Genomic DNA, 12,923 nt, shown 5'->3' with positions numbered 1-12,923 from the left:
TTTTCAATATGTCAAAAAGCATTGTTTCGATATTCTCGAAAGAAAAAGTAGTTCTGGTTTTTTAAGATAAAAGGATGTTTAAGCATAAAAATGCACTTCAAAAAAAATTTTCATTTTTCCCGGAAAAACATGTGAGAAATCCGGTATATATATAGTAAGAGGGGCAAACATGTCAATTCTTACACAATCAGGTCGAGCAGCAATAGCAGCCAGCATAAAAGAGCAATCTATCCATCTTGCTTGGGGCAGTGGTGATGCTAATTGGGAAAGTAGTCATCAGGTCGAAAAAGTTTTTGTTGAGGGTGAAATAGCTCTAAATCACCATACTATTAAAGATGTAAGGGTTTTTACAGGACAAACAACTTATCAGCCAAGTATAGATTATATAGTTGATAGCAGTAGTGGTGTAATTAAACGTACGGGAAATAGCTCTATCAGGGCAAATAGTGCAGTTACTGTAGAATATAGTGAAAGCACACCACCAGAGCTGATAACTTCTGAAAAACTGCTCAATGAGCTTGGCAGACGTACTGCGAACGAAGTGCTCTTCTGCACAGGTGATGAGAATGGAGAGCTTTTGACCCCTTCTGGAAGGTTTAGGCCCTCAAATGTACCAACTAATAATCTCTATCTTAAATTTACTTTCGATTTCACGGACGCAGCAAATCAAGTTATCAGGGAGCTAGGAGTTATGGTTGGTACTAAAATAAAAGAAGGATTACCTGAAGGACAGAGATATTTCGAGCCAAAAGACGTGGAAAATCCTGGAATTTTGTTAGTTTTAGAACACACCGTACCACTTATCAGAACATCTGCAACTCGGGAAACTTTTTCATTTGTTGTAACTTTTTGAATTTTTCTAGCATAAAATGACTTTAAACGCCTATTATAACCGCTTTAATCCTGACAAAGAATACGAAAAAAGCTTATTTCTTGCTGGAAGAGGTCTACAGTCTGCAGAATTAAATGAGACTCAGGAGTATGCTCTTTCTAAGCTTAAAGGCATAGGTGATGCAATATTTCGTGATGGTGATGTTATAACAGGAAGCAATTGTATTATAGATAGAGAAACTGGTAAAGTTACACTTGAGTCAGGAAAAATCTATCTGCGTGGAGCAGTGAGAAAAGTAGAGGAAAAAGAGTTTGTTATTCCACTGAGTACTATAGTTCGCATAGGTGTTTATTATCTAGAATCTACCATTACAGAGCTTGAGGATGAAAACCTTCGTGATCCTGCTGTTGGTACACGTAATTATCAAGAAGTAGGCGCTGCAAGGCTTAAAGTTTCCACCACTTGGAGTTATCAAGCTGAGGGTGTGACTACTAATGCTTCAGGAGAATTTTATCCAATTTATAACATTGAAAATGGAGTATTGATAGAACATTCACCGCCACCACAAGCAAATATAGTAACTACTGCTCTTGCTCGTTATGACAAAGAAGCAAATGGTTCCTACGTTGTAAATGGCCTTGAAGTGATGTTCCTCCACAAAGAAGAAAAGGGAGAAGAAGGGGTAAAAAAAGGTAAAAAAGAAATATTTGTGATTAATGAGGGAAAAGCTCATGTTGATGGCTATGAGATTGAACTTCCTCACAGTATTCGTGTTTCTTTTGATGAAGATCCGGATATAAAATCAGTTGAATCAGAACCACATACTTTTCAGCCAAATAGCCAAAGAGTAATGGAACTGAAGGTTAATGATTTTCCAATAAGTGAAATCAAAAAAGTAGACATAACTGTTCAAAAAACTATTATTGTTACTCACGGTTCATATTCTGGAGCTATTGATCCGATACCTGACTCTGCAGTACTTGAGATTATTCAAGTTAAACAAGGCAATGTTATTTATGAAAACAGTATAGATTACAAACTAAACGCAGGAAACGTTGATTGGTCATTACCTGGTAAAGAACCAGCTCCTGGAAGTAGTTACCTGATAACCTATCGCTGCCGCACTCATATAAGCCCTGAAGATATAAGCGAAGAGGGATGTAAAGTAAGAGGTGCAGTTGATAACAGCTTGGTTCTGGTTGATTATACCTGGAAAATGCCCCGCTATGATTTAATTACTATCGATAGCAAAGGAGTGGTAAGAAGAATAAAAGGAATTTCCCACCCTTGGCGACCATCAATGCCTAGAGCGCCTAGTGGACAACTTTTGCTCTGCTACATTCATCAGACATGGAAAAAAGGCGAAGGGGTAAAAATAGTGAATAATGCTATTCATGCTGTGCCAATGAATGAACTTGAAGCAATGAAGAAGGGAATAAATGATCTTTATGCGCTGGTTGCACAGGAGCGTTTACGCAATGATGCAAATTCAAGAGAACCTACTACCAAAAAAGGAGTATTTGTTGACCCATTCTTTGATGATGATATGCGTGATCAAGGAATTTCGCAGTCTGCAGCAATAGTAAATAGAGAGCTAGTTCTGCCAATAGATGTAGAAGTTGCAGATATTGAAAAAGGTGGGGAAAGATATCTTTTGCCGTATGAACTTGAACCGGTACTGGAGCAGCTTTTACAGACTAAAGGAGAAAAGATCAATCCATACCAAGCTTTTGATCCAGTACCGGCACAAATTACTCTAAATAAAAATATAGATCACTGGACGGAGGTAAAAACAAATTGGAAAAGTCCAGTAACAAGAGTATTTAATGTTAAAGAAACGACAGAGCTGCTGTCAAGTGCTTCATACGAAACTGAATTTATGAGAGAAGCAATACAGAATTTTGAAATTGAAGGTTTTGAGCCAAATGAGAAGCTTAAAGAGATAAAATTTGACGGAATAAACATTCAACCTATAACTTAAAACTGGAAAACCAAATGTTAACAGCTAACAATCAGGGAAAATTAAAGGGAAAGGTGAAAGTACCAGCAAATATTCCAGCCGGTACTAAATTAGTGCAATTTTACGGGGATAAAGGAAGTTATGGAGAAGCAACTTATACTGGTAAAAAAACAATTACCATAGAGGAAAGAAGAAGAGTTATCGCAGCAAGAAGAGTTGATCCTTTAGCACAAACATTTACTTTAAATGAGAGCAGACACATAGGGGGTCTAGATTTATGGTTCACAAATAGCGGCAAAAAACGTGTTGTTGTGCAGATTAGAGAAACAGCAGTGGGAATGCCCTCGCAGACTGTCATTGCTGAAAGTTATATTGAGCCAAAAGATATAAAGATAGATGGCACAGCAACACGTATAGAGTGGTTACCAGTGTTTTGCCATGCAGGACAAGAGTATGCAATAGTGCTACTCACTGATGATGCAGATACTGCAGTAAAAATAGCAGAGCTTGGCAAATATGATACAGTAAATATTCGTTGGGTAACAAGTCAACCATATCAAGTAGGAGTATTACTTTCATCAAGCAATGCAAGTACCTGGACTCCACATCAGAACTTAGATTTAACGTTTCGGCTTTTGGCTGCAAAATTTAGCGAAGTTTCTCACATTATTGATCTTGGCAAGGTTACTGCAAATAACGTATCAGATTTAATTGTTTTGACGAACGTCGAAAAAGTAGCATTTGATACCAATGTGGAATTTATTTTAACAGATGAAGAAGGAAAAGAAAATTTTTTGTCTGATAATTTGCCGCTCGCACTGCGTGAAAGAATAAATGGGGAATTAACGGTAAAAGCAAGCCTAAAAGGAGGGCGAGAAAAAAGTCCAGTTCTTTATCCTGGGTTACAGCTAGTTATGGGTAATATAGGGGAAAAAGGAGATTATGTTACAAGAAGCATTACAGCAGGAGCTAACACTAAGATTACCATAACATATGATGCGCTAATACCTGGCACTGCAGACGTAAAAGCATATGTGCAGAAAAGCGTCAAAGAATGGCAGCTAGTAAATTTAACCTCGGGAAAACCAATAGGGGAAAATTGGGTAGAGAGAACTCATGTGCTAACAAACTTTAATGGTAATGAGACAAGGATAAAATTAGTTTTAAGTGGAACAGTTGTCTATCGTCCTAAAGTCAAAAATTTGCGAGTGATTATTACTTAAATCAATGCCAAATGACCAAAGCAAACGAGGATATACACTACTACATCCAGAAAATATTGCTGTGCAGGATGTTGTTCGTATCCGTACCACAATTGAGAAAATAGATGAAGATATTACCGAAAGAGAAGATGAGCATAATCAACTTAAGAGTAATTTTGAGCGGTTTAATTTTGAGACTTTTTTGAATTTTTGGGAATGAAAGAAGCAATAGAAGCGTTACATAAAAGGATAAAGGATTTAGCAGTAAGTAGCACAGCTGATCAACTGGCATATCTTGCAAAATCGCTGGAATTGATAGCAGATAAAAAAGCTATTTCCAACGTTGTGCAGATGACTGAAGTAAAAGGAATAATTGATGCACTACAAAAAAGACTTAAGGATTTAGCAGAAAACAGTACACCAGATCAATTAGCATATCTTGCTAAAGCATTGGAATCAATAGTCGACAAAAGTGCAGTTTCTGAAATTGTACAGATGACTGATGGTAAGCTAAAAGAACTTCTTGATAGTGCAAAAAAACACTTAACTGATCTGGATAATAAAAAAGCTAGTTCTTTAGCAGTGATCTCTGAATCAGAGAAGCAATTATTAAAGAGAATTGATGAAAAAGGAACAACAAATTTATCGCTACTTGATACGAGAAAGAATGCCAATATTGCAGCAATAAATAGCATTAGTAATAGTCATAAAGATGGTCTTAAAGGTTTAGTAGAAGATTTTCGTGCTGTTAATAATGTACCATCTGGCTCATCAATTATTGGGGAAATAGAAACTCGTGATAACCAATTAAAAACATCCCTGATAAATGAGGTAAAAACTCGGGATGAACAGTTAAAAGCGTCTCTTATAAATGAAATAAGAAAGCGCAACATGGTTGAACCAGGGTCATTACCTTTCTTATTTGGTGTACTTGGCAGAAAAAATAATTATTTTGGCCACGGAACTTTTACGACAGAGCTTGGAAAGTGGAGTAGTGATATAACAAAAACTGACTATATGTTACAACTACTAGCAGGTAGCCATACGTACAATACAGATTACGTTAGTTTTTATCGGCCAAGACAACTAAGTTTTATAGAGGGAAGTAAAGGAACATTTATTTACGGAGAGTTATGCACAAAAAGTTTTTCGGGTAGTTATGATGAGATATACTATTACCCGTATGCTGCACTTGGAGTAGTATTTGTAAAAAATACAACCAATGTGAACATAAATAAGACAATGGAATTTGTTGGATCATCGTATTCGAGTACGGAGTATGGGGGAGCAGGATTATTTGTGGGAACTCCTGATAACACTAATTCTAATAAATCAAGTATTTCAAAAATAGTATGGAAAAATGTTTACCAATACACGAGTTCTGATAGCAAGTTAGCCGGATCTGGTAATGTGGAGATTCCAGCAGGAAAAACAGTTGCAATATTACTTTACACATCATCTTATCTGTATTCCAGAACACAAGTTAGTCAAGGTATGCTTGCATCAAATTATGTACACAACTATGGTCAATTTATTCAGTGGGGGATTTATAACATACGTAGCAATTTTCTCACCACAGGGCTTGAGGTAGATGTGGAAAGGACGCTCAGGGGTTGGCAATGTCCAGGGTTAGAACGAACTGATCAAATATGGCAATGAGGAGGAATTTGTGACTATTTATATACGTTTTGAAAACCACAAGCAGATTGAAACAACAACACTTGAAAACAAGCCAACTGGAAATGATTGGTATGAAGCACCAAAGAATTTTGACTGGCAAAAAAGTTATTGTTTAACAGAAGGAGAGAAAATTGTTGAAAGGAATAAGGAAGATATTGAGCTGGAATTATTGGAAAATGCGAAACTTTCTGCACTTGATAGTGTGCGTTTTTATTTTAATAACTATACTAACGAATACGCTGGAAATTCTCACCAAAAAGCTAAATCGTATCAAATACAAGAAAAAGCCGCAAAAAGCATTCTAGCAGCACCAGAGTCTATAAGTAAAAAGGATACAGAAATTATAGAACCTTTAGCAAAAGTCCGTGGTATTACAGTTATTGAAATGGCAAGAATAATTGAAGAAAAAGCAAAAAAAGCAGTAAAAGAAATAATTAAATGTGAAGAGTTGGAAGACATTACCAAGAAAAAAATTGCAGAAGCCAAAAGTAAAAATGAGCTAGAGAACTTACTAAACGATTTTAAACAAAAGATACAAAGAAATGGCTGAAGAATTTTTACACGGAGTAAATGTTATTGAGGTAACCTCAGGAGCAAAGACAGTACGTACAGCTAAATCATCAGTGATAGGCGTAATTGGTACTGCTCCGGAAGCGAACGTGGAAGAATTTCCGCTAAATAAACCAGTGTTAATTGCAGGAAGCTTAAAAGAAGCAGCAAGACTTGGAAAGAGTGGCAGTTTACCTTCTGCAACAAACGGAATATTTTCCCAGATTGGTGCAACAGTAGTAGTTATTCGAGTTAAAGAAAGTGAAAACAGCGATTCAAAGCTCAAAGAAAGTGAAACTATCCAAAATATAATTGGCGGTGTTGATAAAGAGACTGGAGAGTATCAAGGGATAGAGGCATTCCTCAGTAGTGAAAGCATAGTTCATATTGCTCCAAGAATATTAATTGCACCTCAGTTTACTCATCAGTTACCTGAAATAGATGGAGTAAATCCAGTAGTGAGTGCTTTAATTTCCATAGCAGAAAAATTAAGAGCAATTATTGTTGCAGATGGACCAAATACTAATGATGAAGAAGCAATAAAATGGAGAAAAAGTGTAGGCAGCTCAAGAGTTTACGTAGTTGACCCTTGGGTTAAGGTATTTATTGAAGAAGAAATCTTGCCAGCAAGTCCATTTGTAGCAGGTTTAATAGCTAAAATAGACAGCGAGCAAGGATTTTGGCACTCACCTTCAAATAAAGAGATAAATGGTATTGTTGGCACAAGCAGGCCTATTGATTTTACGCTCGGTAATACAAATTGTAGAGCAAACCATTTAAATGAAAATGAAGTAACAACGATAATTCATCAAAATGGCTACAGGCTTTGGGGAAATAGGACATGTTCAAATGACTCAAAATGGGCTTTTTTGTCAGTGAGAAGGACTGCAGATTTAATCAACGATAGTCTACTTCGAGCTCATCTATGGGCAGTTGATCGCAATATTACCAAAACTTATATAGATGATGTGATTGAGGGGGTGAATTCCTATCTGGCAAGTTTAAAAGCACAAGGGGCGATTATTAGCGGAAAATGTTATGCAACTCCAGAACTCAACACACCGGCAAACATTGCAAGCGGGAAAGTGTATTTTGACTTCGAGTTTACACCACCATATCCAGCAGAACAGATTACTTTCAGGTCACATCTTGTGAGTGGTACAATATTATAAAAATGGGAGAAAGAGGAAAAAATGTTACCGAAGATTTTAAAGAATTTTAACGTATTCGTAGATGGTCGAGGTTATGCAGGGAAAATTGATGAAATAACCTTGCCAAAACTTACCATAAAAACAGATGAATATAGAGCTGGTGGTATGGATATTCCAATAAATATTGATATGGGAATGGAAAAGCTTGAAGCAGATTTCACTTTTTCTGAATACGATACAGAACTCTTTAAGCTATTTGGTCTAATAAATGGGAATTCAGTTTCTTTGACACTCAGAGGTGGAATGCAAGGGAGTGGTAGTAATGATATTGAAGCAGTAATAATCAATTTAAGAGGCATTTTTAAAGAGTTTGATTTTGGTAACTGGAAACCTGCTGAAAAAGCAACGCTGAAGTGTACTGTAGCTGCTCATTACTATAAACTTACTATAGGTGGTAATGAACTGATAGAGATCGATGCTGAAAATATGATTAGAAAGATAAATGGTGTTGATCAAATGGCCTTGCTGCAAACGGTTTTAGGAATATGAAAACTTATTTGAAATTTTATTTTTTAAGGAGAAGCATATTAAAATAACTTTAAAAGTGTAAAAATATTTTATTTTTTAGGAGAATTTTATGGAAACTATAACGCTTAATAACCCAATAACAATTGATGGAATTTCTGTCTCAGAGCTTATCGTTAGACGTCCAAAAGTTAGAGACTATCTTGCTATTGAGAGACTTAATGGTAGTGATTTGAGTAAGGAAGTAACTTTGACTGCCAATTTGACATCAGTTGCAAAAGAAGCGATTGAAGAGTTAGATATTGCTGATTATGTGAAAATTCAAGAGGTATTAAAGGATTTTTTTTCACCAATTATTCAAAAGACTTGAGATTAGAAGTACTCGTGCTTAGCTCTATCATAGGTGGTGGAGTTGAGCACATTCTTGATATGGAATTTAACGAATTTATCTTATGGGAAGAAACAGCAAAGAGGTCTAAATGTCAACGTTATCTATAAAAATCGGAGCAGTCTTAGATGGTAGTTTTAATACTGTAATAAAAGGAAGTAGCAGTCAACTTACTCGTCTTGGTGAGAATATAAGAAAGCTTGATTCATCTTTAAAATCAGTATCAAAATTTAAGCAGTTGGGTAGTGATGTTTTGACTAGCAGGAGGTCATGGAAAGGCTTTGAAGATCAAGTCAAATCTTTAGCTAAACAGATCAAAGCAGTGGAAAAGCCAAGCAAGACTTTAAAAGCTGAGTTTGATAAGGCTAAAACTTCTGCAATAAAAGCAAAAGAGGCTTACCTAAAGAAGAGAGAATCATTGCATTTGCTCAATGAAGAAGTAAGGAAAAGTGGCAGAAACATTAAGTCATTAGTAAGTGATCAATATAAACTTGGTTCTTCTATTGAAGTACTAAAAGGTAAGTATGGTAAGCTTGGATCTGCAATACGTAGTCACCAAAGTTTTTTAGCAAGTAAGGCACATTTTAAGTCACAAATTATAGAGACTGTTGGACTAGGTATTTCACTTGCAGCGCCAATTAAAGTTGCGATTGATTTTGAAAGTGCTATGGCTGATGTTAAAAAAGTAGTAAAGTTTGATGATGAAACAAAAGAAGTTGACAAATTTGCGCAGAAACTAAAGGAGATGTCACATACTATACCATTATCAGCTGCAGAATTAGCACAAATAGCTGCAAGTGGTGGTCAACTTGGTATCAAGAAAGAAGATCTTTTTAAGTTTACAGAAACAGTGGCAAAAATGTCAACAGCATTTGATATGTCTGCAGAGCAGGCAGGTGATTCCATAGCTAAACTCTCTAATGTTTATGGAATTGATGTTAGTGAAATGGAGCATGTTGGTAATGTAATCAACCACTTATCAGATAACACTGCTGCTAAAGCAAAAGACATGGTTGAAGCTCTAGCAATAGTTGGTGGTACTGCAAAGCAGTTTGGATTAAAGTTTGAACAAACAAGCAGTTTAGTAAATGCTTTCATTAGTTTAGGCAAACAACCAGCAAAAGCTGCAACTGCTATAAATGCTCTACTTAGTAAACTTCAGACTGCTGAAGAACAAGGAGGGGATTTTAAAGCAGCATTAGAAGAAATGGGAATAACTGCAGAAGAAATGGCCCAAAGAGTAAGCGAAAATGGTCAAGAAGCATTGCTATATTTTTTCCAAACTCTAAAAAAAATGGATAACCAGGAGCGTTCTCAAACCCTGATGAAACTTTTTGGCCAAGAATTTCAAGATGATATTGCATTATTAGCTGGAAGTTTTAATAAGTATGAGGATGCAATAAAGTTATTGACTAATACAGAAAAGTACAGAAGCTCTCTGCAAGAAGAATTTAAAAATCGTGCAGACACCACAGCCAGTAAATTACGACTTCTTCGAAATGCAATAGCTGAAGTTGGTATGAACCTGGGCTCAGTGATGCTGCCTACTTTAAAATCTATAGTTGAACTTTTACAAGAAAAAACTAGATATATAGCAGAGTTTGCAGAAAAATATCCAACTTTAACCACGGCGATCATGGGTACTGTAGCAGCTTTGATAAGTTTAAAAATTGCAGCAGTAGGACTAGGATACGGATTTACATTGCTAGGAAGTACGATTTTTGGTCTGAAAGCAAACCTACTTGGAGTATTTTCATTTTTATCAGCTACAGTTTTTCCTGCAGTTATAACAGGGCTAAGAGCAATAACACTCGCTGTAATGAGTAACCCAGTTGGACTTTTAATAGCAAGTCTTGTCACTGGTGCAGCTCTTGTTATAACTAACTGGCAAAAGGTGAAAGACTTTTTCTCTAGCTTTTGGAAATCGATAATAAAACCCATAGAAGAAGCTTTTTCATGGATGGGAAATACAGTTAGTAGCACATTTGGAAAAATCTCTGAAAATAGTCCACTGAAAGAATTTGAAAAAAGAAAAAGTATTGTTACTGAAATAAAAGCAGTACATAGTCCCCTAAAGAGTAATATTCTCAACAGTGGAAATCCTGTGCTAGGTAACAGTATAATTAAAGAATTTTCAAAGAGAAATAAAAATAGCTTCAGAGTCAAAAGCCTTATTGAGGAGAAAAAGTTTACAGAGAGCAATAAGATATTTGCAAGGAGTAAGTTTGAAAATAAAGAACAAAATAAAACTCAGAACATCACTAATAATTACACTATCAGCATTAAAGCAGAACCTAACCAAGATGTTCGTAGTCTTGCAGATGAAGTAATAAAAAGGATAAGAGAAAAGTCACGTGATGTTTTATTTGATACAGTAGAGACGTTTTATTGATCAACTATGTTTTTTAAAATTTTTTGAATTTAGTCTCATTTGTTGATAATTTTGTATTTTTATTCAATTGAAAAATGTATTTTGGCAACAAAGATCTTAGTTTATACAGAAAGAAATTTATATCAAACAGCAACCACTGCTTAGATTTTATGGTTAACGAATATGTGCTTTAAATGTTATCTCTTGGTCCATATAAATTTACTCCGATAAGTTTGAAGTACAGTAAAGAAAATCGTTGGAGTGTAATTGAATGTATCGATAAAATGCCTTCACTACAAAATATTGGTCAAGGAGTGGAAAATATAGACTTAGAGGGAATAACTTATCTTCATAACCCTGGAAATTTAAGTCAATTAAATAGTGCAAAAGAAGCAGAAGAACCTCACACTTTGGTTGACAACATGGGAAATGTTTTTGGACAGTTTGTGATTACAAAATTAGAAGAAAATCAAACATCATTTTTCCCTTGTGGATTGCCGAAAAAAGTTGAATTTAATTTAAGCTTGAAGCGTTATTCATGACTATATACTACTTAGCAAAAGAAAATGATATGCTAGACTATATTTGCTGGAAGCACTATGGATTTACTTCAGGAGCAGTAGAAATAGTATTAGAAGAAAACCCTGGACTTGCAGAATACGGAAGCTTTTTGCCTGCAGGATTAAAGATAAAGCTTCCTACTATTAAGAAAACAGTACAAAAGTCAAAATTAAAGGTCTGGGAATAAATGCAGCCAGATTTTATAATAGATAAATGCGAATCAATTAAAGATAGAGTTATATCATTGCGCCTCACAGATGAATCTGGGACAATAGACGATGTAGTTGAAGTGTATGTTGATTACAGAGATGAAAACTTAAATATCCCAGATGAATTGAATATTTCTTTAGGGTACAGGGAAATCGGAGTGATGCCCATGGGTGTATATACAATTAATGAAATTACAGTACAGAGTCCACCTAAAACCTTACTAATAAAGGCTCATGCAACAAATTTAAGACTATCATTAAAGGAAAAAGTATCTAAAGAATGGCATCAAATTACTCTAGGTAACTTGGTTAAGGAAATAGCAGAAAAGCACGGGTATGGATGCAGAGTTGCAGAAGAATTTGAAAATGTGTTGATTCCACATATTAATCAAATAGAAGAAAGTGATATAAGTTTATTAACAAAAATAGCAATAGAATATGAGGCAATGGCAAAGCTAGCTGGCGGATACATACTCTTTATTCCAAAAGGCAAAGCAAAGTCGGCAACTGGAAAAGCTTTAGGAACAACAGCTATTAAACCTCAAGACACGATAAATTGGAAAGTGCATTTTACCGTAAGCAGGTACAACTCAGTGATTGCAAAATGGCATAGCTATGAAAGAGGTGAAACTATATCAGAAAAAGTTGGCTCTGGTAGTCCAAGTTATACTATACAGACGCTTTACTCTAATGTAGAATCAGCATTAAGTGCAGCAAATGCTAAGTTAAAACAATTAAAGCGAAATAATGCAGTATTGGATGCCACTATGCCTGGTAATCCAGAACTATTTGCAGAGGCAAAACTTAGCTTGTTAGGATTTCATCAAGACATAGATGGTGAATGGGTAATCGACAGAGCAGAACATGTGTTAGATAGTTCAGGTTATCACACTGTGTTATCAGCATCAACGTTAAAGAAAAATCAGTAAAACAAATGTTTAATATTGAAAAAAGTATTGAATATGAATAGAGACTCAAGAAATAAGCTACATTTTCGGTGGTGTATAACAATGATAATATGTGTTGTTATTACCTATTGCTATATGAAAACAAAAGCTACAGATAATTATAAAACAATGTTGCAAGTTGCTTCTAAGAGCTGCAGCCTAGAAGTAGTGAAATTTTCAGTAAAAAACCTATTAGATATTAATACACAAATTCCTATGATGAGAGCTTTGCATTATTCATCTAGTTCAGGGTGTCTGCAAGTTGTAAAGTTCCTTGTAGAGGAAGGAGCTGATATAAGTGCCACAGGTGGATATATGGGATGGACAGCCTTGCATCATGCTGCAGATCAAGGACATTTAGAGGTTGTTAAGTTTTTATTAGACAAGGGTGCAGATCCCACTGCTACAGCTAAAGATGGAAGAAGACCTAGAAATATGGCTGTAGTGGAATCAAAGCATAACGAACGAAAGCAATACAGAGAAATAATAAAGCTACTTGCAGAAGCAGAGGATCAATACGAATCAACAAAAAGTAATCACTAAAGCTA

General features: G+C 35.4%; 14 protein-coding genes. All 14 read left to right on the top strand.

Going from position 1 to position 12,923, the window contains the following annotated elements; all coding sequences use genetic code 11:
• The first annotated feature begins 169 nt into the window (after nucleotides 1–169).
• The 14 genes from ACFZP3_RS07775 to ACFZP3_RS07710 all read left to right on the top strand — a co-directional run bounded on the left by ACFZP3_RS07775 (nucleotide 170) and on the right by ACFZP3_RS07710 (nucleotide 12,918).
• A complete protein-coding gene (locus tag ACFZP3_RS07775) occupies nucleotides 170–853 on the top strand; it encodes a hypothetical protein (protein WP_386086909.1) in 684 nt (227 codons plus the stop codon).
• 16 nt (nucleotides 854–869) lie between these two features.
• Nucleotides 870–2,813, top strand: a complete 1,944-nt coding sequence (locus ACFZP3_RS07770; protein ID WP_386086908.1) for a DUF4815 domain-containing protein — start codon at nucleotides 870–872, stop codon at nucleotides 2,811–2,813.
• A 14-nt stretch (nucleotides 2,814–2,827) separates the two neighbouring features.
• Nucleotides 2,828–4,015, top strand: a complete 1,188-nt coding sequence (locus ACFZP3_RS07765; RefSeq protein WP_265032412.1) for a hypothetical protein — start codon at nucleotides 2,828–2,830, stop codon at nucleotides 4,013–4,015.
• 4 nt (nucleotides 4,016–4,019) lie between these two features.
• A complete protein-coding gene (locus tag ACFZP3_RS07760) occupies nucleotides 4,020–4,214 on the top strand; it encodes a hypothetical protein (RefSeq protein ID WP_386086907.1) in 195 nt (64 codons plus the stop codon).
• Nucleotides 4,211–5,653, top strand: coding sequence for a hypothetical protein (locus ACFZP3_RS07755; protein ID WP_386086906.1), 1,443 nt, complete (start codon nucleotides 4,211–4,213; stop codon nucleotides 5,651–5,653). The genes ACFZP3_RS07760 and ACFZP3_RS07755 overlap by 4 nt, the downstream gene beginning before the upstream one ends.
• A 10-nt stretch (nucleotides 5,654–5,663) precedes the next feature.
• Nucleotides 5,664–6,224 (top strand): hypothetical protein, encoded by a 561-nt coding sequence (locus ACFZP3_RS07750; RefSeq protein ID WP_019236467.1) that lies wholly within the window; start codon nucleotides 5,664–5,666, stop codon nucleotides 6,222–6,224.
• Entirely contained in the window at nucleotides 6,217–7,395 is a 1,179-nt protein-coding gene (locus ACFZP3_RS07745) for a phage tail sheath subtilisin-like domain-containing protein (protein ID WP_386086905.1), read from the top strand. The genes ACFZP3_RS07750 and ACFZP3_RS07745 overlap by 8 nt, the downstream gene beginning before the upstream one ends.
• 21 nt (nucleotides 7,396–7,416) lie before the next feature.
• Nucleotides 7,417–7,923, top strand: coding sequence for a phage major tail tube protein (locus tag ACFZP3_RS07740; protein ID WP_386086904.1), 507 nt, complete (start codon nucleotides 7,417–7,419; stop codon nucleotides 7,921–7,923).
• An 88-nt stretch (nucleotides 7,924–8,011) separates the two neighbouring features.
• On the top strand, nucleotides 8,012–8,269 hold the full coding sequence (locus ACFZP3_RS07735; RefSeq protein ID WP_386086919.1) for a phage tail assembly protein: 258 nt from the start codon (nucleotides 8,012–8,014) through the stop codon (nucleotides 8,267–8,269).
• A gap of 109 nt (nucleotides 8,270–8,378) precedes the next feature.
• Nucleotides 8,379–10,679, top strand: coding sequence for a phage tail tape measure protein (locus tag ACFZP3_RS07730; RefSeq protein WP_386086920.1), 2,301 nt, complete (start codon nucleotides 8,379–8,381; stop codon nucleotides 10,677–10,679).
• 173 nt (nucleotides 10,680–10,852) lie between these two features.
• Entirely contained in the window at nucleotides 10,853–11,200 is a 348-nt protein-coding gene (locus tag ACFZP3_RS07725; RefSeq protein ID WP_386086921.1) for a phage tail protein, read from the top strand.
• Nucleotides 11,197–11,406 carry a tail protein X gene (locus ACFZP3_RS07720; protein ID WP_386086922.1) on the top strand — a complete coding sequence of 70 codons (210 nt, stop codon included), beginning with the start codon at nucleotides 11,197–11,199 and terminating at the stop codon, nucleotides 11,404–11,406. The genes ACFZP3_RS07725 and ACFZP3_RS07720 overlap by 4 nt, the downstream gene beginning before the upstream one ends.
• On the top strand, nucleotides 11,407–12,357 hold the full coding sequence (locus ACFZP3_RS07715) for a phage tail protein (RefSeq protein WP_386086923.1): 951 nt from the start codon (nucleotides 11,407–11,409) through the stop codon (nucleotides 12,355–12,357).
• A gap of 33 nt (nucleotides 12,358–12,390) precedes the next feature.
• On the top strand, nucleotides 12,391–12,918 hold the full coding sequence (locus ACFZP3_RS07710; RefSeq protein ID WP_386086924.1) for an ankyrin repeat domain-containing protein: 528 nt from the start codon (nucleotides 12,391–12,393) through the stop codon (nucleotides 12,916–12,918).
• Nucleotides 12,919–12,923 lie beyond the last annotated feature (5 nt).

The sequence above is a fragment of the Wolbachia endosymbiont (group A) of Norellia spinipes genome (genome assembly GCF_964273535.1).
The sequence above is the reverse complement of the archived record's forward strand: the minus strand, read 5'-3'. Positions and strand labels throughout refer to the sequence as shown.

Bases quoted from the DNA above. Each gene is read 5' to 3' on its own strand.
- ACFZP3_RS07775 (WP_386086909.1), top strand. From the start codon at position 170: ATGTCAATTCTTACACAATCAGGTCGAGCAGCAATAGCAGCCAGCATA.
- ACFZP3_RS07770 (WP_386086908.1), top strand. From the start codon at position 870: ATGACTTTAAACGCCTATTATAACCGCTTTAATCCTGACAAAGAATAC.
- ACFZP3_RS07765 (WP_265032412.1), top strand. From the start codon at position 2,828: ATGTTAACAGCTAACAATCAGGGAAAATTAAAGGGAAAGGTGAAAGTA.
- ACFZP3_RS07760 (WP_386086907.1), top strand. From the start codon at position 4,020: ATGCCAAATGACCAAAGCAAACGAGGATATACACTACTACATCCAGAA.
- ACFZP3_RS07755 (WP_386086906.1), top strand. From the start codon at position 4,211: ATGAAAGAAGCAATAGAAGCGTTACATAAAAGGATAAAGGATTTAGCA.
- ACFZP3_RS07745 (WP_386086905.1), top strand. From the start codon at position 6,217: ATGGCTGAAGAATTTTTACACGGAGTAAATGTTATTGAGGTAACCTCA.
- ACFZP3_RS07740 (WP_386086904.1), top strand. From the start codon at position 7,417: ATGTTACCGAAGATTTTAAAGAATTTTAACGTATTCGTAGATGGTCGA.
- ACFZP3_RS07735 (WP_386086919.1), top strand. From the start codon at position 8,012: ATGGAAACTATAACGCTTAATAACCCAATAACAATTGATGGAATTTCT.
- ACFZP3_RS07730 (WP_386086920.1), top strand. From the start codon at position 8,379: ATGTCAACGTTATCTATAAAAATCGGAGCAGTCTTAGATGGTAGTTTT.
- ACFZP3_RS07725 (WP_386086921.1), top strand. From the start codon at position 10,853: ATGTTATCTCTTGGTCCATATAAATTTACTCCGATAAGTTTGAAGTAC.
- ACFZP3_RS07720 (WP_386086922.1), top strand. From the start codon at position 11,197: ATGACTATATACTACTTAGCAAAAGAAAATGATATGCTAGACTATATT.
- ACFZP3_RS07715 (WP_386086923.1), top strand. From the start codon at position 11,407: ATGCAGCCAGATTTTATAATAGATAAATGCGAATCAATTAAAGATAGA.
- ACFZP3_RS07710 (WP_386086924.1), top strand. From the start codon at position 12,391: ATGAATAGAGACTCAAGAAATAAGCTACATTTTCGGTGGTGTATAACA.